Source organism: Shewanella gaetbuli, assembly GCF_023284065.1.
GTDB classification, from domain to species: Bacteria; Pseudomonadota; Gammaproteobacteria; order Enterobacterales; family Shewanellaceae; genus Shewanella; species Shewanella gaetbuli.
This window is the reverse complement of sequence record NZ_JAKIKP010000004.1, coordinates 289219-312452: the sequence shown is the minus strand read 5'-3', so window position 1 is coordinate 312452 and position 23234 is coordinate 289219. Positions and strand designations below refer to the sequence as shown.

Here is a 23234-nt window from a genome sequence, read left to right as displayed (position 1 = left end):
TTGGCTAATGCAAGCAGATTCCGGCCCACAAGCATTGCCGGAATGACGGTTGGCCACATTGAGTAATGACAGTTGGTCTTATACGTCATCCTCGAGATCTTTTGTCGAGGATCTGCAGTTTGGCTAATGCAAGCAGATTCCGGCCCACAAGCATTGCCGGAATGACGGTTGGCCACATTGAGTAATGACAGTTGGTCTTATACGTCATCCTCGAGATCTTTTGTCGAGGACCTGCAGTTTGGCTAATGCAAGCAGATTACGGACTACAAGCATTGCCGGAATGACGGTTGGCCTCATTGAATAATGATGGTTGGTCTCATTGAGTAATGACGGCTGGGCTTATTAGTACTGACGGTTGGTCTTATACGTCATCCTCGAGATCTTTTATCGAGGATCTGCTGTTTGAAACTTAAAAGCCAATCATATGATTGGCTTTTAAGCGTTGAATAAACCGTAAGTTAGTTATTCAACTTATTTTTTAGCATCTAAATAACGTTCTGCATCTAATGCAGACATACAACCTGTGCCCGCTGAAGTAATTGCTTGGCGATAATGTTGGTCCATTACATCACCACAGGCAAAAATACCCTCGATACTGGTTTGGGTAGCATTACCTTGTAACCCACTGTTTACTTTGAGGTAACCGTTATTCATTTCTAATTGGCCTTCAAACATTGAAGTGTTTGGGCTATGACCAATAGCAACGAATACACCTGCAACTTCTAGATCTGTAATAGAGCCGTCTTTGGTGCTTTTCTTCTTCAGACCTGTTACACCCATATCGTTACCAACAACTTCTTCTAAAGTTTGGTCTAAGTGTAGAATAATATTGCCGTTGGCAACTTTATCCATTAAACGATCAATCAAAATTTTCTCAGAGCGGAAAGTGTCGCGACGGTGAATCAAATGCACTTCTGAAGCAATGTTACTTAAATATAATGCCTCTTCAACAGCGGTATTACCACCACCAATAACGGCAACTTTTTGGTTGCGGTAGAAGAAACCATCGCAAGTCGCACATGCTGAAACACCACGGCCCATGAACGCTTCTTCAGAAGGTAAACCTAAGTATTTTGCTGATGCGCCTGTGGCAATGATTAATGCATCACATGTGTATTCTGCATTATCACCTTTTAAGCGGAAAGGGCGCTCAGTAAGCGTCACTTCGTTGATGTGATCAAATAATATTTCAGTTTCAAACTTTTCAGCGTGCTCTTGCATACGAGCCATTAATCCTGGCCCTGTTAGCCCTTCAGCATCACCCGGCCAGTTCTCAACTTCAGTTGTGGTGGTAAGTTGTCCGCCTTGTTGCATGCCCGTGATCATTACAGGCTTTAAATTTGCACGAGCTGCATATACTGCTGCAGTGTAACCCGCTGGGCCTGAGCCTAAAATTAACAGGTTACTATGACGAACTTCACTCATTGTTTCTCTCCAAATATGATTATGCTTGATGCAATTAACGCGATTGTAGGAAATTTCCCATGGCGGGTAAAGTGAATTGCTAGCAATGTTTTCGATTACGCTAATCTGTAGTGTCAATCTTTGTTGTCGACTCTAGGCTACAAAGCCTGTGAATATATTCATGTCACTGAAAACGCTCATTCATTATGTTATTCACAACGGTCAAAATAACTTAATAACTGATATGGCAAGAAGGTAAGTTGTTTTTTTCAAGATAGTTCTGGTGATACTCTTCTGCAATATAGAAGGTTTGTAATGGGACAATTTCAGTAACAATATGTCGTTGGCCCCACTTACCACTTCTAGCCAATGCCAATTTAGAAGCTTCTGCCAGCGCTTTTTGCTGCTTATCATGGAAAAAAATCGTGCTTCGATATTGGTTACCAATGTCTCCGCCTTGCATATTGAGTTGAGTTGGATTGTGGTTTTTCCAAAACACGTCTAGTAACTCTTCATAGCTCACTAATTCAGGATCAAATTCAACTTGTACAACTTCAGCATGTCCAGTTGTGCCTGTTTTAACTTCTGAATAAGTTGTAGCTGAATCTTTGCCCCCCATGTAGCCACAAGTCGCATTAATTACGCCGTTTATTTCACGAAAAAAATATTCAACACCCCAAAAACAACCGGCACCAAAAGTTGCTAACGCCATAACTTACCCTTAATAAACGTATAGAAGTCTAGATGGCCATAATTGTGATGAGTTTATATCTCGATTGCAAGTATTCTTTACGCAAATATTTAGACTTTGTAGCGGATCAATTTATTTTGCCTTTGCTTGTGGTAATATCGCGCCCCAAATAGCTAATGCAGCAATTGGCAATATAATAAGAAGAAGGAGTTCATTTTGAGTTCAGTGCTTATGGACAGCAAAAACTTTTTATCATTTACGTTAGATAATCCACTCTTTATCGACGATACTCAGCATTTCCAATTAAGTGATCATACCCAGGTTGATATACTAGACACCGGCGTTATCGTGTTCACTCCGCTTAATAACCAGCAAGCAGTAAATAAAGATATCGTTTTGTCTTGTGCTGTTCATGGTAATGAAACTGCACCGATTGAAATTTGTAATCAACTGATTACAGCGATTCTTGAACAACAAATTACCGTGACACATAGAGTCCTTTTTCTGATTGGCAACCCTCCAGCCATTATTAATAAAACCCGTTTTGTTGAAGAAAACATGAATCGCTTATTCAGCGGAGCGCACTCAAAAGGTGAAGGGTTGGTTAATCAAGAGCGCAAAAGGGCTCAAGCGTTAGAACAATATGTTGCTGACTTTTTTAATCAAGGTGCAGCAAATAGCCAACGCATTCATTATGATTTACACACGGCAATTCGCCCGTCTAAACATGAGAAGTTTGCTATATATCCTTATCGTCCGGGACGAAGTTATAGTGCCGAGCAAATGATGTTTTTGGCAAAATGCGGTGTAGATACCATACTTTTTCATCACGAACCGACTACCACATTCAGTTATTATTCATCTGAGCAATTCAATGCAGATGCATTTACTGTTGAGTTAGGTAAGGTCATGCCTTTTGGTGAAAATGACATGACACGTTTTCATGATACTAAACAGATGTTGACCCAATTGATTAGTCAAGAAAGTGTAAATTTACCTCAATATGACGCCACTCAACTGAATTTGTATAAAGTGTCACGGTCTATCAATAAACAAGCAGATGACTTTGAGTTTTCCTTTGCCAAAGATGCGCCTAATTTCAGTCGCTTTGTAAAGGGCGAGACGCTTGCTACAGAAAATGGTGCTGACATAAAAGTTGAAGCGGAAGTGGAAGCGATAGTGTTTCCGAACGCAAATGTGCCGATTGGACAAAGAACAGTATTATGCTTGGTGCCAACACAAGATGCGCCAGTTAGCTAATCGTCAAAGTATGGCGTAAAGCAAAATATACAAATAAAGTGACTAAAAATGCATAACTTAAACGAAAAACTATTGAATGGTAGTTTACGTTAACGTAATGTCAGACCGCAATCTATAATTAGAGTGTTGCCATCAGGTAACACACCACAAGAATAAGAGCATAATTATGAGCAACGCAACACTGAACAACGAAACAGTGCATCGTGTCAGCTTTCTAGACAAGGCGTCATTGCACATTCCAATTCTGCGAGTTTTACAAGCAGATGGAACGACCTATGAAAATGCAGTTCTTCCCGTCATTGATAAAGACATTGCAAACAAAATTTACGATACCTGTGTTTTCACCCGTGTTTTAGACGAACGTATGCTAGGTGCACAGCGCCAAGGGCGTATTAGCTTTTATATGACATGTACCGGTGAGGAAGCCGCGATTGTAGGGAGTGTTGCAGCCCTCGATCAAAACGATGTCATTTTGGCCCAGTACCGTGAACATGCGGCAATTCGTTATCGAGGTTTCTCAACTGAACAATTCATGAATCAAATGTTCAGTAATGAAAAAGACTTGGGTAAAGGCCGCCAAATGCCAATTCATTATGGTAGTCAGGCATTAAATTATCATACTATTTCTTCGCCATTAGCCACTCAAATCCCACAAGCTTCAGGTGTTGCCTATGCCCAAAAGCTGAAAGGCGAACGTAATGTTACTGTTTGCTATTTTGGTGAAGGTGCTGCATCAGAAGGGGATTTCCACGCCGGTTTAAATATGGCTGCAGTATTAAAAGCGCCAGTTATATTCTTCTGCAGAAACAATGGTTATGCTATTTCGACGCCTACTGATGAGCAGTTTGCAGGTAATGGTATTGCTAGCCGCGGTGTCGGTTATGGTATGCACACTATTCGAGTGGACGGAAATGACATGCTTGCTGTTTTAGCCGCCACTCAACAAGCAAGAGCTTATGCTTTAGAGCACAATGCGCCAGTATTGATTGAAGCGATGACCTATCGTTTAGGTGCACATTCTTCTTCTGATGATCCATCGGGTTACCGTTCTAAAGATGAAGAAGCAAAATGGCAATTACATGATCCGGTAAAACGTTTCAAACTTTGGTTAATTAATAAAGGTTGGTTAACCGAAGAAGAAGACGCTAAAGCACATGAACGATATCGTGAAGAAGTGTTAGCCGCAGTAAAAGTAGCCGAAAAGCTACCTGTACCACATTTGGATGAAATCATTGAAGATGTGTATGACAAACCTACTCCAGTGCTAAATAAGCAATTAAAAGAGTTGAAACAACACATTAAGAAATATCCAAAAGCCTATCCAAAAAGTGCAGGGAGAATATAAGCCGTGGCTCAAATGAATATGTTACACGCCATTAATGAGGCGTTATCAATTGCCATGAAAGCTGATGAGCGCATGGTTGTTTTTGGTGAAGATGTGGGCCACTTTGGTGGTGTTTTCCGTGCAACTTCCGGTTTACAAGAGCAGTTTGGCCGTGACCGTTGCTTTAATACGCCTTTGACAGAGCAAGGTATTGCAGGTTTTGCTAATGGTTTAGCCTCACACGGTATGACCCCTGTGGCTGAGATTCAGTTTGCTGACTATATCTTTCCAGCTTTTGATCAAATAGTGAATGAATCGGCTAAGTTCCGCTACCGTAGTGGTAATGAATTTAATGTTGGCGGGTTAACCTTCCGTACACCTTATGGTGGCGGTATTGCGGGTGGACATTACCATTCACAATCACCAGAAGCTTATTTTACTCAAACTCCAGGTTTAAAAGTGGTTGTGCCAAGAAACCCAGAGCAAGCTAAAGGACTATTGTTAGCCGCAATTCGTGATCCTAATCCGGTGATCTTCTTTGAGCCTAAACGCTTGTATCGTGCTTCAGTGGGTGAAGTGCCAGAGGGCGATTATGAAATCGAACTGGGTAAAGCTGATGTGGTTAAGCAAGGTACAGATATTACTGTGCTGGCTTGGGGTGCACAAATGGAGATCGTTGAAAAATCCTGTGAAATGGCTGAAAAAGAGGGCATTTCATGTGAAATTATCGATTTACGCACTTTATCACCTTGGGATATCGATACGGTTGCTGCATCTGTTAAAAAGACAGGGCGATTAGTGATTAACCATGAAGCGCCATTAACCGGTGGTTTTGCGGGTGAAATAGCTGCGACGATTCAACAAGAGTGTTTCTTATATCTAGAATCGCCCATTAGCCGAGTTTGTGGTTTAGATACACCGTATCCATTAGTCCACGAAAAAGAATACATGCCAGATGAGCTGAAAACATATGAAGCCATCAAGGCCACAATGGCATTTTAGGAGTGGTCATGATTAAAGATTTTATTTTACCCGACATCGGTGAAGGTGTTGTTGAGTGTGAATTGGTTGAATGGTTAGTCGCCGAAGGTGATACGGTTGTTGAAGACCAACCTATTGCAGATGTAATGACTGATAAAGCCTTAGTGCAAATTCCAGCGCCCAATGCAGGTGTGATTGCTAAGCTATATTATGCTAAAGGTGATATCGCTAAAGTACATGCGCCTTTATATGCTGTAGACATTTCTGATAGCAACGAGCCATCTGTACCAACTCAAGAAACGGTGCAAGTTGAACAACAGACACCAGCATCACCTGTAAGTGAATCTGTAGCCTCTAATGCCACTGAAGACTTTTTATTACCTGATATCGGCGAAGGTATTGTTGAATGTGAATTAGTCGAGTGGTTAGTTGCTGAAGGCGAAACAGTGGTTGAAGATCAGCCAATTGCTGATGTGATGACAGATAAAGCGCTGGTACAAATTCCTGCCATGAAAGCGGGTAAAATTGTTAAGCATTATTACCGAAAAGGTCAACTAGCTAAAGTACATAGCCCTTTATACGCTATTGAAGTGGAAGGCACTGCTAACCAATCTAGTGCAGTTGAAGCTCCCGTACAACAAACTGCCACCGTTAGCCAGCCTGTAGTTGCAGAACCTATTCCACAAGGTAAAGCGTTAGCAAGCCCAGCGGTTAGACGTATGGCTCGTAGTTTAGATATTAATATTGCTGATGTGAAAGGTTCTGGAAAGAATGGCCGCGTTTACAAGCAGGATATCGAGCTACATCAGCAAGGTGCAGTTACTTCAACAGCAAGCGCTTCAGACAAGGGTACAGCAAGCACTAATACCAGCGTTGCAGTCGTTAATCATTCTATAGCAGACCGAGTTGAGCCTATTAAAGGTGTTAAAGCGGTTATGGCTAAAATGATGGTTGAGTCAGTCTCTTCTATTCCTCACTTTACCTATTGTGAAGAGTTTGATTTAACTGAGTTAGTTGCCTTACGTGAAAGCATGAAAAAACGTTATTCAACTGAAGAAGTTAAGTTGACGATGATGCCATTTTTCATGAAAGCCATGTCTTTAGCCATCAATGAGTTCCCAATCTTAAACAGTCAAGTTAATGCTGATTGTACTGAGTTAACGTATAAGTCACGCCACAATATTGGTATGGCTGTTGATTCAAAAGTGGGCCTATTAGTTCCCAATGTAAAAGACGTGCACTTAAAATCTATTCTAGAAGTGGCCGCTGAAATTACTCGTTTAACCACAGATGCCAGAAGTGGCCGAGTGTCACCGGCTGATTTGAAAGAAGGGACTATCTCTATTTCAAATATCGGTGCCTTAGGTGGAACAGTGGCAACGCCAATTATCAATAAGCCAGAAGTGGCGATTGTGGCACTAGGCAAATTGCAAAACTTACCAAGATTTAATGAAAATGGTGACGTTGAAGCACGTAAAATAATGCAGGTAAGCTGGTCAGGCGATCACCGAGTAATTGACGGTGGCACCATTGCGCGCTTCTGTAATTTGTGGAAACACTACCTAGAAAATCCACAAGAAATGTTAATGGCAATGCGTTAATTTTGTTATGACATAAACAGGGTTAATAATATCTAAAGGACGCGTAATGCGTCCTTTTGTTTTACAGCTAGTTTTCGTATAATTCGCAGCAATAGTCACATTATTGGAACCGTTATGAGCTTGTCGGCACCTCAAATCGAAACGATTGATTATCCTTTTCCGCCAAAACCTGCTGTGTTATCTGATTCAGAGAAACAAGCCTATAAGGCACGAATCAAACAGTTATTAATAGATCAAAATGCGGTACTGGTTGCGCATTATTATACAGACCCTGAAATTCAAGCATTAGCAGAAGAAACAGGCGGCTGTGTATCAGATTCACTAGAAATGGCACGCTTTGGTCGCGATCACCCAGCTAAAACGTTAATCGTTGCTGGAGTTAAATTTATGGGTGAAACTGCAAAAATTTTAAGCCCAGAAAAAACCATCTTAATGCCAACACTAGAAGCAACTTGTTCATTAGATTTGGGTTGTCCAATTGAGCAATTTAGTGCGTTTTGCGATGCTCACCCTGATCATACTGTTGTAGTATATGCTAATACTTCTGCGGCGGTGAAAGCCCGAGCTGATTGGGTAGTTACATCAAGTATTGCATTAGAAATTGTGGAACATTTAGATTCTCAGGATAAAAAAATTATCTGGGGGCCAGACCGTCATTTAGGCTCTTATATTGCCAAGCAAACCGGTGCTGAAATGCTGATGTGGCAGGGCGATTGTATTGTTCATGACGAGTTTAAATCAAACGCCCTTAAAGAACTCAAGAAACAATACCCAGATGCAGCTGTATTAGTTCACCCTGAGTCTCCAGCAAGTGTGGTTGCTATGGCTGATGCTGTTGGCTCTACTAGTCAGCTAATTAAAGCGGCGCAAACGATGGAGCACGATACGTTTATTGTTGCGACGGATAAAGGCATTTTTTATAAGATGCAACAAGCAGCTCCAGGCAAGAATTTAATTGAAGCCCCTACAGGCGGTAATGGCGCAACTTGTAAAAGTTGTGCACATTGCCCTTGGATGGCAATGAATGGTTTACAAGCCATTGAGGCTTCATTATCAGATACAGATAAAACTGATCATGAAATCTTTGTCGACGATGAATTACGTGAAAAAGCACTGATTCCGTTAACCCGCATGCTCGATTTTGCTAAAACGCTAAATATGAAAGTGAAAGGTAACGCTTAATTCATATATAGCCATTTATAGTTGTTGAATACCAAAGCCCTAAACTCATGTTTAGGGCTTTTTTATTTTTAAGCTCAAACTCTTAGTTTTATAATAAAAAATTATCATAAGCATAAAATATGATAATTTTTAGTTTTAATCATAAGTGCATATACTTTCTCCATCGAAACAAAAACCAGTTTAATTGAATGCGGAGTAAGTTATGAAAATGAATCATGTAGGTATTATGGTTGGTGACATGGATAAAGCTGTTGAGTTTTATACCAAAGCACTGGGTTTAACAATCGTAATGAACAATACAAAAGTGATTGAAGAACGTGAAACGGCCATTGGCCGTATGTGTATTGCAGTATTTGGTGAAGGCTTTAAAGGCTTTAATATCGCTCATTTATTAACGTCTGATGGCATTGGTGTTGAGTTATTTGAAATGAAACAGCGCCAAGAGCGCCATGAAGTTGATTTTACTCGTTTAGGCATTTTCCACTTTTGTTTACAAACTGATGATTTTGCTGGCGCTATTGAGCGCACTGAAAAATATGGCGGAAAAGTGCGCATGGACATTATGCGTTACCACCCCGAAGATGACTCAAAGCCTGCCAAAATGGTTTATTTAGAAGATCCATTTGGTAATTTATTTGAACTTTATTCGCATACTTATGCTGAAACCTACGCAGCCGACTACGAATAAACCTAAAGGCATATAGATCTTGATTAAGTCGATGTTGTTGATAAAAAAGCCCCAATTGGGGCTTTTTGTGTTTTTTAAGCATTAATTTATAATCACTACAACTAATGATAAATTATCGTTATGACAAACTATTAAGGTTGCTAAATGTTAAATCAACAATGGTTATCAACATTTATTGTATTGGTTGAAGAAGGGCACTTTACCCGAACAGCTGAAAAATTGTTTATGACACAACCCGGTGTAAGCCAGCATATAAAAAAACTAGAACAACAAGTGGGTTGCCCGTTGATTATTCGGGTGGGTAAACGGTTTGAGTTAACCGACGCGGGACTGGCTATTTTTGAATACGCTCAATTAATGAAGCAACAGCAACAGGAATTGTTAACGTCGGTCATTAATGATGATGCAACCATAGGGGACTGTAAAATTGGTTGTTCAGGCTCTATGGCATCATTGTTATATCCGCATTTGATTGAGCAACAGCAAGCTTATCCACAACTTAGGATGAGGTTAGAAGCTGGGCCAAATAAAGGGACTATAGCGGGGGTATTGTCAAATCAATTAGATATTGGAATTGTAACCCAGCAGACCGATAAAAATACCTTGTTGAGCAGGCATATTGGCGAGCAATCGCTTTGTGTTGTGATACCTAAAAAAATTGCAAGCGCTACGGTTGAGCCTATTGTTGATTATCATTTTCTTGAACAACTTGGTTTAATTGACCATCCTGATGCACATTTTTATTGGCAACAAATTGCCAGCGAATATTTTAATGATGCGCGCAATAAAGAAATCAAAACTACTGGTTATGTGAATCAATTAAACCAAATATTATTGCCTGTTGCTAAAGGATTAGGTTTTACCGTCTTGCCAGAGTTTGCAATGAGAAGCTTTACCAGACAACAAGATATTCGAATAGCAGAAGTTGCGCCCAATAAACCGCTTACATTATTTGAGCCCTTGTATTTAATTCACAAACGACATAAACCATTAGCTAAACGTTATTCAAAAATAGTCGAACTTATCATGAGGATTGTTTAGTTAAATTATTTACCAACAACCTCATTTAGCGCGGTATTGACATCAGTATAGCTAAATTGGAAGCCTTCATTTAACGCTTTAGCCGGTAACACATACTGACCCTCAATAAGCAATTGAGACATTTCTCCCATTGCTAAAGACAAAGCCAAAGGTGGTGTGGTAATAACGGCAGGGCGGTTTAATGCCTTGCCTAATGCACGTGAAAACTCAGCATTACTAACTGGATTTGGTGCTGTGGCATTATAAACGCCTGTGGCAGAATTGGTGTTTAACATCCATTGAAATAAACCAACAAGATCATCAATATGAATCCAACTCATTCCTTGTTGGCCTTTTCCGATTGGGCCACCTAAGCCTAATTTAAATGGAGGTAACATTTTGGCTAAAGCGCCGCCATTCTTACCCAGAACGATGCCAATTCTTGCGATACAAACTCGGGTTTTATCGCTGTTTGCTTCTAAAGCAAATTCTTCCCATTTAGCACACACTTGATGACAAAACTCATCATGGAATGAACTTTTCTCATCGACAGGATTTTGACCTTGCTTTCCGTAATAGCCAATAGCAGAAGCACTGATGAATACCGCAGGAGGTTGTTGGCTAATTTTGATTAACTGTGTGATTTTCTGGGTAATTCCCCAACGGCTATTACAAATGATTTGTTTTTGTTTTTTGCTCCAACGTTTTGCTACAATAGGTTCGCCTGCTAAATTAATCACCGCATCAAAGTCATTTAAGTTTTGTAGTTGTGAAATATCTTCAATATAACAATGTTTCGAGCCTAAAGTCTTTTGAGCACTTTTTACGTTGCGAGACACAATTGTTAGTTGATGAGCATATAATTGCTTAACCAACTGCTGGCCAACAAATCCTGTTGCGCCGGTTAGTAAAATATTCATAGTGTCCCCCGATGGCACTTCAAATTAGCAAAGTGCTTTAACCATTATGAACGATAAAGTGTATCTTAGTGGTTTATGGCAAAAGCTCTTTGCAGTACGTCAAAAACGAAGGGTTAGATCACTTATTCTTAGTGAGGTTTTTGATAGCACAATTCCATTGATACAGAATCTGCAAACCTTAAAGCATGGGGCTTGTCTATTTCAACACTGGCGAATTCAACCCAGTCATGCTCACTGGCAATACTTAAGGTTTGGTTGGTCAAATTTTCGAGTAATGCAAAGCGATTATTTTCAATTAAAGCAATGATTTTTTTCGTAATAGTGCGATAATTAAGAGCATCAGCTACATTATCACTATTTCGTGCTTTATCTGCGCAGTAATGAATGATGACATTAACGATAACATCTTGTTGATTGTTAATTTCTTCTTCTTTAATACCGATATAAGTACGTAAGCGGAGATTTTTGATTCGAATAATTGCCGTATCTGGTTTCATAACTACTTCTATTGTTTATATTTGTTGTCAGATGATACTAAACATACACACTTTTAGTCTTGGGTTGCAATAAGGATTTATTTTTATGAAAGGTATACAGGAATCATCCATGGCAGTGCGTAGCTTTGTTGTTATGGCCTGCGTCGTGATTATTCTGGCAGGAATAAAAACAGCTAGCCCCATTGTGGTGCCTTTTGTTTTGTCAGCATTTTTAGCCATGATTTGTAATCCTGCCATCAATTTAATGTGCAGGTTTAAAGTACCTAAAGGCCTCGCTGTTCTGCTGTTAATGGTTTTTATCGTGCTGTTAGGTTTATGGTTAGCCAGTTTAGTGGGCAGTTCTATTAATGAGTTTTCTAAACAATTACCACTATATCGGGCACAACTCATTGAACAATTTGCGTGGATACTAGAAAAGCTGCAAGCACTTAATATTCATATTTCGCGAGAAAAAGTACTTGAATATTTTGACCCAGGCATGGCTTTAAGTATGACCACCAATATGTTGTCAGGTGTCGGCAATGTAATGGCCAATTTATTCCTGATCATTTTGACTGTGGTGTTTATGTTATTTGAAGCTCAAGATATGCCTAAGAAGTTTCATTTTGCTTTAGATGATCCTGACATGCGAATGAAGCAAATTGATAAGTTTCTTCACTCAGTTAATCAATACATGATGATCAAAACCTTGGTCAGTTTAGGCACTGGTGTCATCGTTGGGGTGGGGTTATCAATTATTGGTGTTGACTATGCGTTGTTATGGGCGGTTGTCGCATTCTTATTTAATTATATTCCTAATATCGGGTCAATTATTGCGGCTATTCCTGCAGTATTACTGGCTTTTATTCAATTTGGCCCAGGAGCTGCTGGTGCTACTGGTCTGCTGTATTTAGGCACTAATATGGTGATGGGTAATGTCATTGAACCTAAATTTATGGGCAAGGGCCTTGGCTTATCAACTTTAGTGGTGTTTTTATCATTAATTTTTTGGGGGTGGTTATTAGGCTCAGTGGGTATGTTGTTATCTGTTCCATTAACGATGGTGGTTAAAATAGGCTTAGAGTCAAGTCAGTCAGGGATGTGGCTTGCCATTTTATTAGCCGATGAAGTAGATGACAAAAGTGAAGGAGAAACTCAAGTGCTCACTGTTGAAAGTCACGATGAAATCGAAACATCTTCGGCTCAGGATAACGAAACGGTCAAATAACAAATTATTTTAGAATACTTTATAGAGAAACAAAGCAAATATGTCAGCACTGATCACTGCCCTAAACCTATTTAACATCACGCCTGAAGTGCAACGAGTTTTCCATGGTCGTGGAGGCTTATACGCTGGCGAAGAGCATTTATGTTTAGACTGGTATCCACCAGTTTTGTTATTAACCAGCTTTAAACAACTTGAAGAATCGCAACAGCAACTGTTGTTGAGCCAAATTCAGCAATCTTTTGCACAGAATCACCCGGACACTGAATGTAATTTAGTTTTTCAGTATCGCAACATGGGGCAAACACACACTCAGATCATTGCAGGCGAAGTGCCTGAAAACCATGTGGTAACTGAAAATGGGGCGCGTTTTCAAGTGCATTTGTTACGAGGTCAAAATCATGGCTTGTTTTTAGATATGGCCAATGGTCGCCAGTGGGTAAGACAGCATGCCAAGCATAAAAAAGTGCTCAATTTATTTGCCTATACTTGTGGTTTTTCCGTTGCAGCCTTACAAGGCGGCGCAGATGAAGTGGTCAATATGGATATGAGCAAAGGGGCACTAAGTATCGGTAAACAAAATCATTTATTAAATGAACTTCCCACTGGAGCGCGTTATTTAGGTCATGATATTTTTAAATCGTGGGGCAAACTAACAAAGTTAGGTCCTTACGATTTAATTATTGCGGATCCCCCAAGCAATCAAAAGGGCAGTTTTGTCGCAACTAAAGACTATCAGCGTTTACTAAAACGTTTACCTAGCTTGCTTGCAGACGAAGGCCAAGTGCTATTGTGCTTAAATGCACCTGAATTAGGTTGTGATTTTTTAATGCAACAAGTTGAAAGCACCACCAATGAAATAACTTTTGTTGAGCGATTAAATAATCCAGCCATATTTGCAGACGTTGATGAGCAAAAGTCGTTAAAGGTTTTGCTATATCGTAAAGCCTAACGCCTCATTAGATATTAAAACATGAATTGAGAGCCTGCTTGAGTTAATCTCGCAGGTTTTTTTATATCTACAACGTGATCTGTGTCACATATGATTTTTAATCTCATTCATAAAACAACAACAAATGTGAATGACTTGTTAAAGTGGGTTATGCTGTATCTAAGAAATTTTTGAATGGTTGGTCAAATTTAAATCATTTTCTTGTTGTGAAAGCGTGATTTAGGAATAAGTTTTACTGAATAGATGATCTAGATCAATTAAACACTTGTTTACCAATTTGTGAGTATATAGTTTGCAAATTGTTTAGCGATAAAATTCAATTAATCCGAAATGGTGATATATAACAGCACCATATTCGCAATCCTAACCACTCTTGGAGGTTCCATGAGTCAAGAAACAAAAGATGAAAAAAGTTTAGAGCTTAAAATATTTATCTTCTTAACTGTTTTTCTAGCCCCCATTTTATCCGCAGCATTAGTTAGCGCATTAGGTTTTACAATCTGGTTTAGTCAAATTTTAACTGGCCCTCCAGGTGTAGGTTAAATTAAAAAATTTTATTTTAATAAGAGTGTATTAGATGAGTAATGAACTTCACGTAACCAGTTTGATTGTCCAAGTAAAGCCGGAAAAAATGGCAGAAGTCAGACAACAAATTATGGAAATAAAAAATGCTGAGTTATCAGCAAATAATGAAGTCAAACTTGTTGTAGTAATAGAAGGCCCGAGTCAAAAGTCGTTAATGGATGATATTTCAACAATTAATGCATTGCCAGGCGTGCTATCTGCAACCATGGTTTACCACCAAAGTGAAGAGCTTGAAGAGGGTGAGAAATGAAAATGAACAGACGTGATTTTATGAAAGCCAATGCTGCAATGGCGGCCGCAAGTGTTGCGGGTCTTGCACTACCGGCTTCGGCAAGTAACCTGATTACTAGCTCAGAACAAACAAAGTTAGAATGGAACAAAGCACCTTGTCGTTTTTGTGGTACAGGCTGCTCGGTCATTGTTGCTACTCGTGATGGTAAAGTGGTTGCGACTCATGGTGATGCGAAATCTGAAGTTAATAAAGGCCTAAATTGTATTAAGGGTTACTTCTTATCGAAAATTATGTATGGCCGCGACCGTATTCAAACACCAATGCTGCGTATGACCAATGGTAAATACGACAAGCATGGTGAATTTACGCCGATCAGCTGGGATCAAGCTTTTGACACCATGGCTGAAAAATGGAAAGAAACCATCAAGAAAAAAGGCCCAACTGCCGTCGGTATGTTTGGTTCTGGTCAGTGGACTGTTTTTGAAGGTTATGCCGCCGTTAAGCTAATGAAAGCAGGTTTTGGCTCAAACAATATTGACCCTAATGCACGTCATTGTATGGCATCTGCAGTAGTTGGCTTTATGCGTACCTTTGGTATGGATGAGCCTATGGGCTGTTATGATGATATGGAAGCGGCAGACGCTTTTGTATTATGGGGCTCAAATATGGCTGAAATGCATCCAATCTTATGGACTCGCGTTACCGACCGTCGTTTAAGTGCACCACATGTTAAGGTTTCGGTATTGTCTACGTTTGAACATCGTTCATTTGATTTAGCAGACTTACCGATTATTTTTGAGCCTCAAACTGACTTAGCGATTCTTAACTTTATTGCTAACTACATTATTCAAAACGATAAAGTAAACAAAGACTTTGTTAATAAACATGTGAACTTCCGTAAAGGTACTACGGATATCGGTTATGGTTTACGTGCGACTCATCCACTACAGAAAAAAGCTAAAAATGTAGCAACTGCCGGTGATTCAACACCTATTGATTTTGAAGAGTTTAAAAAATTCGTTGCCGACTATGATGTTAAATCGGTCAGTAAGCTATCAGGTGTTTCAGAAGATAAACTAATAGCCCTCGCTGAGCTGTATGCTGACCCAGATAAGAAAGTCACCTCATTCTGGACCATGGGCTTTAATCAACATACTCGTGGTGTGTGGTGTAATAACCTAATTTATAACATTCACTTATTAGTCGGTAAAATTGCAACTCCAGGTAACAGTCCATTCTCATTAACAGGCCAGCCATCTGCATGTGGTACAGCCCGTGAAGTGGGGACATTCTCACACCGTTTACCTGCAGACATGGTTGTGACTAATCCTAAGCACAGAAAACTCGCTGAAGATATTTGGAAAATTCCAAGTGGGATTATTCCACCAAAACCAGGCTATCATGCAGTAGAGCAGCATCGTAGATTGAAAGATGGTGATTTAAATTGTTATTGGGTTCAAGTTAATAACAATATGCAAGCTGCACCAAATATGAATGAGGAAGGCCTACCTGGTTATCGTAATCCAGACAACTTTATCGTTGTGTCTGACGCTTATCCAACGGTTACCACTCAAGCCGCTGACCTTATTTTACCTGCGGCAATGTGGGTTGAAAAAGAGGGCGCTTACGGTAATGCAGAACGTCGTACTCAGTTCTGGCATCAATTAGTTCGTGCACCGGGCGAATCTAAATCTGATATGTGGCAATTAATGGAGTTTTCAAAACGCTTCACTACTGATGAAGTGTGGCCAGCAGAAGTGTTGAAAGCTAACCCAGAATACAAAGGCAAAACCTTATATCAAGTACTCTATCAAAATGGCAATGTTGATAAATTCCCATTAAGTGATTCAGACCCTAAACACTTAAATGATGACGGTAAACATTTCGGTTTTTATGTCCAAAAAGGCTTATTTGAAGAGTACGCTACCTTTGGCCGTGGTCATGCGCATGACCTAGCTGACTTTGATACTTATCATAAAGAGCATGGTTTACGTTGGCCTGTGGTGGATGGCGTTGAAACTAAATGGCGTTATCGTGAAGGTTCTGACCCGTATGTCAAAGCTGGTAAAGGTTTTGATTTTTATGGTAAGCCAGACGGCAAAGCAGTTATTTTTGCTCTGCCATATGAAGCACCAGCTGAGTCACCAGATGAAGAGTTTGATTTATGGTTGTCAACTGGACGTGTACTAGAACACTGGCATTCAGGTTCTATGACACAAAGGGTTCCAGAGCTTTATAAAGCGTTTCCTGATGCAGTATGTTTTATGCACCCTGATGATGCTAAAAAGCGTGGATTACGTCGCGGTGATGAAGTGAAAGTTATTTCACGACGTGGCGAAATTAAAACCCGTATCGAAACAAGAGGACGTAATAAGCCACCTGTAGGATTAGTATTCGTACCTTGGTTTGATGCTAGTCAGCTGATTAATAAGGTCACCCTTGATGCGACAGATCCTTTGTCGAAACAAACTGACTTTAAGAAATGTGCAATCAAAGTCGTTAAAGCCTAAGGAGTGTAAAATTATGAAAGTATCTACATTTTTATCTGCAATTGCGCTCCTTGGTATGTCTTTATCGGTTGTTGCTGCAAGTGTACCCGATGATCAAGTTGCGACATTACGTAAAGCGCCTTTGAATGTTGAGCCTACACCGCCGATAATGCAAAAGGTGATTAACTCAGACGTAAAACAAGTGCGTAATTACCCAATGCAACCGCCAGTTATTCCGCATAAGATTGATGGCTATCAAATTGATCTTAAAGTGAATAAATGTATGCAATGTCATGCTAGAAATAGCACTGGTCATTCTCAAGCGCCAATGGTGAGTGTGACTCACTTTATGGACCGTGATAATAACTTTTTAGCAGAGTTATCTCCGCGTCGTTATTTTTGTACTCAATGTCATGCGCCACAGTTAGATGCAAAACTACAAGTTGAAAATGACTTTGTAGATATTGACCATCTAATGAAAGCTAAATCAACTGACAAGCAATAGGAGCAATTATGTTGGCTAAATTGTTTGCAAAATTAAAGTTAATTTGGCGTGTTGTAAATAGACCTAGTGTGCATTATAGCCTTGGATTTCTCACGCTTGGAGGCTTTGTTGCTGGAGTGATATTTTGGGGTGGATTTAATACTGTTTTAGAGGCGACTAACCAAGAGCAATTTTGTATTGGTTGCCATGAAATGGAAAATAATGTCTATCAGGAATTGCAAAGCACGATTCACTTTACTAACCGAAGTGGTGTACGTGCAACCTGTCCAGATTGTCATGTTCCTCATAATTGGACTGATAAAATTGCCCGTAAAATGCAAGCTTCCAAAGAGGTTTGGGGAAAAGTATTCGGCACCATTAATACCCGTGAGAAGTTCGAAGCAAAACGTCGCGAGTTGGCAGAACATGAATGGGATCGTTTAAAAGCGAATGATTCTCTTGAGTGTCGTAACTGTCACAACTTTGATTACATGGACTTTACTCGACAATCTCAGCGTGCGGCACAAATGCATTCAACATCTCTAGCAAGTGGAGAGAAAACCTGTATTGATTGCCACAAAGGTATTGCTCACCAATTACCTGACATGGCAGGCGTAGAAGGTTTCTAACTTCTTGGCAAATAATAAAAAAGACCAGCTTGCTGGTCTTTTTTATTGGCAAAAAATAATTGACTTTTTTTCTTGTAATAACAGTTGTTTATACTATGATTAATCAATAACAATTATAATTTTATTACATTAGGAGTCATCTCATCAGTGAAGACTTTTATTGCTCCCACGTGGTTAATTTTTACGTCTCTGTTGCTGTCATCATCTGCAACTTCAGCTGACTTATTTTTAAAAGCGGCTGATAATACATCGGTTGATAGTATTCAACTCAATGCAGAAGATGAGAAAAAAATTACCACTTTGATATCGCTATTGCAGCCCACCTCATTGACCTCTTTAGAACAACAACAAGAATTACGTTGGTTTGCGCAACAGTCTAAACCTTTCAAAGGTTTAACGATAAGAGTGGTATCTGAAAGTATTAAAACCCATGTTTACGAGTCTGAAGTTTTGGCAAGGCTGTTTTATGAGTTAACAGGCATTCATGTGATACATGAAATTACTGAAGAAGATGATGTAATAAAAAAAATCACGGCTCAAATAGAGACTGGTTTAAATCTATATGATGCTTATATCAATGATAGTGATTTAATTGGCAGCCATTTTCGTAATGGCAATATCACCAGTATTACAGAGTTAGTTAGCTTTGATGATGGCAAATTGACTCTGCCAACACTTGATATAAATGATTTTATTGGCATAAAGTTTACAACAGGGCCTGACGGCATCATTTATCAGTTACCTGATCAACAATTTGCTAATCTGTACTGGTACCGCAGTGATTGGTTTGAAGATGTAACATTTAAACGTCAGTTCAAATCAAAATATGGCTATGAGTTAGGCGTACCTCAAAATTGGCAAGCTTATGAGGATATAGCTCACTTTTTTTCTAATGATATTAAACATATTAATGGCGTTAGAGTTTATGGTCATATGGATTATGCTGCCACAGACCCTTCTTTAGGTTGGCGAATATCTGATGCGTGGCTTTCTATGGCGGGCGTTGGAGATGTAGGTTTACCCAATGGGCTTCCAGTAGATGAGTGGGGAATTAGAGTTGAACAGTGCCACCCAGTTGGTGCAAGTGTGAGTCGGGGAGGCGAATTAAACGGTCCTGCCGCAGTATATGCTATTGATAAATTTGTATCTTGGTTAGATTTAGCTCCGCAAGAAGCGAGAAAACTCACCTTTAATCAAGCCAGTAAATGGCCGAAAACAGGCCAAATAGCGCAACAAATATTTTGGTATAGCGCGTTTGTTGGCGAATTTATTGACCCCGAGTTAGCCATTGTCAATGAGGATGGCACCCCTAAGTGGAAAGTCGCGCCTTCACCAGTTGGTAAATATTGGCAAACTGGTATGAAATCAGGGTATCAAGATACCGGCGCATGGACTTTTATAAATAACACGCCTAAAGAAAGGCAACTAGCCGCATGGCTTTATGCCCAATTCCTTGTTTCTAAATCAGTGTCGTTACACAAAACGTTAGTGGGCTATACGCCAATTCGTTTGTCAGATATTGAATCAGAGGCAATGAGCCAGAAAGCGCCATATTTAGGTGGTTTAGTTGAGTTTTATCGAAGTGAAGCCCGAAATGTTTGGACGCCAACAGGAACCAATGTGCCTGATTATCGGAATATGTCGGGGCATTGGTGGCACTATATCGGCAAAATAGTAGAGGGAAAATTATCAACTCAGCAGGGCTTAGATGCCATCGCTGATGAGTTTGACCGCCATTTAACTGAGTTAAGTCAATCAAGCTCCAATACAAAATGTGTACCAAAGGTTAATAGTCCTAAGCCAAGCGATTATTGGTTTAAACAACCTGGAGCCCCCAAAGCTGCACTAGAAAACTCAGTTAAGGGAAAAACACTACCCTATAAGGAGGCTATCCTTGTTTGGGAATAAATGGTTTGTAAATAAGCGGTTAAAAAATGAACGGCACTTATCCATTATAAGTGTACTGATGTGTATGTTTTTTAGCCCTATGGTATTTGCTGATAAGTTAACTATTTATACTTATTCTGAAGTCCCTTTTGCTACACAAGTTAATAACACTAAACAAGGTTTAGTCATTGAGTTTTTAGAGGCATTATTAACTCATGCAAAAATTGACTATCAAGTACAGTTGCTACCTCTAAAACGTGGCATGGCCTTGGCTGAGTCGAAAAAGAATACTTGTGTATTACCAATAGAAAGAAATCAACAGCGTGAATCACAATTTAAATGGTTTGCGCCCGTGATGATTTCTCGTTATGGATTATTTAGCGATAAATCAATAAACACTCCACTTATTACCCTCAGTGATGTTAAATCCAATAGTATTGGCAGTTTTTTGGGCAGTGGCATAGGTGAGTATTTATCGAATGCAGGCTATAAAGTACAGCTTACGACCAATGATGCATTGAACCTTAGAAAGTTACAGCGAAAACGAATTGATTTTTGGGCGGCTGACATCGTAACCGCTAAAGCATTGATGGCAGAACAAAAAATTGATTTTGGTGAGCCAGAGTTAATATTTTTTACTTCGATCAGAGCAATGGCGTGTAATAGTGAATTGGATACAGAGGTTGAAAACCGGCTACAGAATGCCCTTATTCATTTATATAAAACTGGCTACATGTCAGATTTAAATAAAAAATATGGTTTAACCATTGGGTAATTTGAAGGAGATTCAATTTTTAGAATCTCCTTTTACAATCACGATTTTTGTGGTTTATTCAGCTAATTGCGACACAATAATATTAGATAAATAATCAACAAAGTTATGGCCATTATGAGCCAACATCTTCGGGAACATTGAAATAGGAGTCAACCCGGGGAAAGTGTTAATTTCATTGAGCAAAATTTCATTATTTGCCGTTAAAAAGAAATCAATTCTCGATAGGTGACGTAACTTCATACCTTTGAAAACTTTGAGTGCATACTGCCTAATTGTATCGCTCAATTCATCAGAAATATTAATCGCTTCAACATAGGTTTTGGCTTTGCTATTAGAGTCATACTTTTCATCAAAGGTGTAAAAACTATTCGAGTCACAAACAATCTCCCCTGGTTTAGTGGCAATTAATTGTCCTTGATACTCGTAAACAGCTACTTCAAGTTCTCTGGCAACCACGGTTTGCTCAATAATCACATAAGGAGAGTATTCAAAAGCTTGTGTCAAGGTATCGACAATTTTGTCTTTATCGTCGACTTTGTAACAACCGACAGATGAACCTTGAGACGCGGCTTTAATAAATAAAGACCCCCATTGGTCAAATGCATTCTGTGCTTGAGAGATTGCTGCATCATCAAGTTGATGTAAGAAAATATATGGTGTATTTGGAATACCCAAGGCACTAAACCACATTTTAGCGGTAATTTTGTTAAAACAATTGCTCGATGCTTCAGACTCACAACCGAAATACGGTAGTTTAATGAGGTTAAAGTAAGACTGAATATCGCCTGTTTCAGCTGGGTAGCCATGAATACAAGGGATGACATAATCTACCGGCCATGGAGAGATAGCCTCATTTTCAAAGCGCACCTCACGGCGGTTTGTTAATTCACATAGCTGGCCATCAGTAGATTTATATTGACCATTTTTGTCTAATTCTATTCGTAATACCGAGAATTTATCTGACTGGGCAAGCGATGTTTCAAAAAATTTAACTGACATAAGAGAAATATCATGTTCAGCACCGCCGCCGCCGCATATTAGTAGCAGATTAATTTTGGGCATGTGAGCTCCTAAAAAGATTGGGTTATGAATTCCCCTAAAAAGACCGCCTAATGATAAAGATTTACTACAGATAATGGCAAGTTAGCTATGCAATTATTTACCTTAATTAACGTACTTAAGTTCAGGTTTTGAATAACTGGAGTAATTTTATTCAATTTGTCAAAGTTAAAACGATTGTGGCATGGTCTACACAAAAAAAGCCAGCAATGCAGAGCTGACTTTTCATCATTTATAGAGAGTTAAACGATTAACTTATTTAGCCGTTAATTTTTGCTTTCTGTCCCTTGAAGCTTGAGCTAAATCCCGTAATAACTTTTCAGAATCTTCCCAATGTAAACAAGCATCAGTAATACTTTGACCATAGGTTAATGGTTGGCCCTCAACGACTTTTTGGTTGCCTTCTATCATAAAGCTTTCAGCCATAATACCTGCAATAGCTGTTGAGCCATTGCGCATTTGCTGCATAATGCTGTCTGCCACTTTAAGCTGATTTTTATGCTGTTTTTGGCTGTTGCCATGACTAAAGTCAACAACAATTCTTTCGCTTACGCCTACGTCAGCTAATTGTGCACGTACACTTTCAATATCAGCCGCTTCATAGTTAGGTTGTTTACCACCACGAAGAATAATATGGCCAAAAGGATTACCGTGAGTACGATAAACGGCCATAGCACCGTCTTTATCTGGTGAATAAAAAATGTGTGGAACCTGTGCTGCTCGAACGGCATCGACGGCTATATTGATATTGCCATCAGTGCCGTTTTTAAATCCAACGGGACATGAAAGGGCTGAAGCCATTTCACGGTGAATTTGACTTTCTGTGGTACGCGCACCAATAGCACCCCAAGTAATAAGGTCAGCAATATATTGGCCATTAACCATATCTAAAAACTCGGTGGCAATAGGCAGCTTTAATTCAGTGATCTGCTGTAGTAACTGCCTAGCTAATCTTAAGCCTTTATTAGGACTAAAGCTGCCGTCTAGATCGGGATCAGATATTAAGCCTTTCCAACCGACAATAGTGCGCGGTTTTTCAAAGTAAACGCGCATAACAATACATAGGTCTTGTTTTAATTCATGGTGTAATGCTGATAAGCGTTTAGCATAATCTAATGCCGCTTCGGTATCATGAATTGAGCAAGGGCCAATGATCACCAGTAGTCGCTGATCTTCACCAGAAATGATTGCTTCAACTTCACGACGTTGCTGAACCAAATAATCAGCAGCATCTTGTGTAAGAGGAAATTCAGACGCAAGTTGTGCGGGTGAAATTACTTTACATAAAAGGGAGGTTCGTAGTTCGTCTGTTTTAATGGTCATTCATCTTACCGCTAAATCGTGAGATGCTTGAATTATTTAGCATCATA

At 39.5% G+C, this 23234-nt stretch carries 22 protein-coding genes; 16 read left to right on the top strand and 6 right to left on the bottom strand.

Annotated elements, in window-relative coordinates; translation table 11 throughout:
- Positions 1 to 471: 471 nt before the first annotated feature.
- Together trxB and msrA are read right to left on the bottom strand one after the other, a co-directional pair.
- Entirely contained in the window at positions 472 to 1425 is a 954-nt protein-coding gene (gene trxB, locus L2672_RS08235; protein WP_248995348.1) for a thioredoxin-disulfide reductase, read from the bottom strand.
- Positions 1426 to 1636: 211 nt separating this feature from the next.
- On the bottom strand, positions 1637 to 2116 hold the full coding sequence (gene msrA / locus L2672_RS08230; protein WP_248995347.1) for a peptide-methionine (S)-S-oxide reductase MsrA: 480 nt from the start codon (positions 2114 to 2116) through the stop codon (positions 1637 to 1639).
- A gap of 195 nt (positions 2117 to 2311) precedes the next feature.
- On the opposite strand from msrA, the gene astE reads away from it, so the two are divergent.
- The 7 genes from astE to L2672_RS08195 all read left to right on the top strand — a co-directional run bounded on the left by astE (position 2312) and on the right by L2672_RS08195 (position 10172).
- The gene (astE, locus tag L2672_RS08225; protein WP_248995346.1) at positions 2312 to 3355 is read left to right on the top strand and encodes a succinylglutamate desuccinylase; all 1044 of its coding nucleotides are present in this window, start codon (positions 2312 to 2314) and stop codon (positions 3353 to 3355) included.
- Positions 3356 to 3521: 166 nt separating this feature from the next.
- Positions 3522 to 4700 carry a thiamine pyrophosphate-dependent dehydrogenase E1 component subunit alpha gene (locus L2672_RS08220; protein WP_248995345.1) on the top strand — a complete coding sequence of 393 codons (1179 nt, stop codon included), beginning with the start codon at positions 3522 to 3524 and terminating at the stop codon, positions 4698 to 4700.
- Positions 4701 to 4703: 3 nt separating this feature from the next.
- A complete protein-coding gene (locus L2672_RS08215) occupies positions 4704 to 5681 on the top strand; it encodes an alpha-ketoacid dehydrogenase subunit beta (protein WP_248995344.1) in 978 nt (325 codons plus the stop codon).
- An 8-nt stretch (positions 5682 to 5689) separates the two neighbouring features.
- On the top strand, positions 5690 to 7261 hold the full coding sequence (locus L2672_RS08210) for a dihydrolipoyllysine-residue acetyltransferase (RefSeq protein ID WP_248995343.1): 1572 nt from the start codon (positions 5690 to 5692) through the stop codon (positions 7259 to 7261).
- Between the two features lie 114 nt (positions 7262 to 7375).
- Entirely contained in the window at positions 7376 to 8443 is a 1068-nt protein-coding gene (gene nadA / locus L2672_RS08205; RefSeq protein ID WP_248995342.1) for a quinolinate synthase NadA, read from the top strand.
- 202 nt (positions 8444 to 8645) lie between these two features.
- Entirely contained in the window at positions 8646 to 9131 is a 486-nt protein-coding gene (locus L2672_RS08200; RefSeq protein ID WP_248995341.1) for a VOC family protein, read from the top strand.
- Positions 9132 to 9275: 144 nt separating this feature from the next.
- Complete coding sequence (locus L2672_RS08195) at positions 9276 to 10172, top strand: LysR family transcriptional regulator (RefSeq protein ID WP_248995340.1); 897 nt, start codon at positions 9276 to 9278, stop codon at positions 10170 to 10172.
- 5 nt (positions 10173 to 10177) lie between these two features.
- Here L2672_RS08195 and L2672_RS08190 read toward each other — a convergent pair whose 3' ends face one another.
- Both L2672_RS08190 and folX read right to left on the bottom strand, forming a co-directional pair.
- The gene (locus tag L2672_RS08190) at positions 10178 to 11071 is read right to left on the bottom strand and encodes a TIGR01777 family oxidoreductase (protein WP_248995339.1); all 894 of its coding nucleotides are present in this window, start codon (positions 11069 to 11071) and stop codon (positions 10178 to 10180) included.
- Between the two features lie 128 nt (positions 11072 to 11199).
- Positions 11200 to 11568 carry a dihydroneopterin triphosphate 2'-epimerase gene (gene folX / locus L2672_RS08185; protein WP_248995338.1) on the bottom strand — a complete coding sequence of 123 codons (369 nt, stop codon included), beginning with the start codon at positions 11566 to 11568 and terminating at the stop codon, positions 11200 to 11202.
- Between the two features lie 85 nt (positions 11569 to 11653).
- Here folX and L2672_RS08180 point away from each other — a divergent pair, with 85 nt between their 5' ends.
- From L2672_RS08180 to L2672_RS08140, 9 genes are all read left to right on the top strand, one after another.
- On the top strand, positions 11654 to 12775 hold the full coding sequence (locus L2672_RS08180; protein ID WP_248995337.1) for an AI-2E family transporter: 1122 nt from the start codon (positions 11654 to 11656) through the stop codon (positions 12773 to 12775).
- 40 nt (positions 12776 to 12815) lie between these two features.
- Positions 12816 to 13724 (top strand): class I SAM-dependent methyltransferase, encoded by a 909-nt coding sequence (locus L2672_RS08175; RefSeq protein ID WP_248995336.1) that lies wholly within the window; start codon positions 12816 to 12818, stop codon positions 13722 to 13724.
- 384 nt (positions 13725 to 14108) lie between these two features.
- On the top strand, positions 14109 to 14267 hold the full coding sequence (locus L2672_RS08170) for a periplasmic nitrate reductase, NapE protein (protein ID WP_248995335.1): 159 nt from the start codon (positions 14109 to 14111) through the stop codon (positions 14265 to 14267).
- Between the two features lie 34 nt (positions 14268 to 14301).
- On the top strand, positions 14302 to 14559 hold the full coding sequence (locus tag L2672_RS08165) for a chaperone NapD (RefSeq protein ID WP_248995334.1): 258 nt from the start codon (positions 14302 to 14304) through the stop codon (positions 14557 to 14559).
- A gap of 2 nt (positions 14560 to 14561) precedes the next feature.
- Positions 14562 to 17051, top strand: coding sequence for a nitrate reductase catalytic subunit NapA (napA, locus tag L2672_RS08160; protein ID WP_248995333.1), 2490 nt, complete (start codon positions 14562 to 14564; stop codon positions 17049 to 17051).
- 13 nt (positions 17052 to 17064) lie between these two features.
- Entirely contained in the window at positions 17065 to 17535 is a 471-nt protein-coding gene (locus tag L2672_RS08155; RefSeq protein ID WP_248995332.1) for a nitrate reductase cytochrome c-type subunit, read from the top strand.
- A gap of 20 nt (positions 17536 to 17555) precedes the next feature.
- Complete coding sequence (locus L2672_RS08150; RefSeq protein ID WP_248995362.1) at positions 17556 to 18143, top strand: cytochrome c3 family protein; 588 nt, start codon at positions 17556 to 17558, stop codon at positions 18141 to 18143.
- A gap of 147 nt (positions 18144 to 18290) precedes the next feature.
- Positions 18291 to 20051 carry an ABC transporter substrate-binding protein gene (locus L2672_RS08145; RefSeq protein ID WP_248995331.1) on the top strand — a complete coding sequence of 587 codons (1761 nt, stop codon included), beginning with the start codon at positions 18291 to 18293 and terminating at the stop codon, positions 20049 to 20051.
- Positions 20052 to 20109: 58 nt separating this feature from the next.
- Complete coding sequence (locus L2672_RS08140; RefSeq protein ID WP_248995330.1) at positions 20110 to 20805, top strand: substrate-binding periplasmic protein; 696 nt, start codon at positions 20110 to 20112, stop codon at positions 20803 to 20805.
- Between the two features lie 54 nt (positions 20806 to 20859).
- On the opposite strand, the gene L2672_RS08135 is transcribed toward L2672_RS08140, so the two are convergent.
- Positions 20860 to 21867: a D-alanine--D-alanine ligase gene (locus L2672_RS08135; RefSeq protein WP_248995329.1), complete on the bottom strand. Its 1008-nt coding sequence runs from the start codon at positions 21865 to 21867 to the stop codon at positions 20860 to 20862.
- Between the two features lie 252 nt (positions 21868 to 22119).
- Complete coding sequence (locus tag L2672_RS08130; protein WP_248995328.1) at positions 22120 to 23187, bottom strand: 3-deoxy-7-phosphoheptulonate synthase; 1068 nt, start codon at positions 23185 to 23187, stop codon at positions 22120 to 22122.
- Positions 23188 to 23234 lie beyond the last annotated feature (47 nt).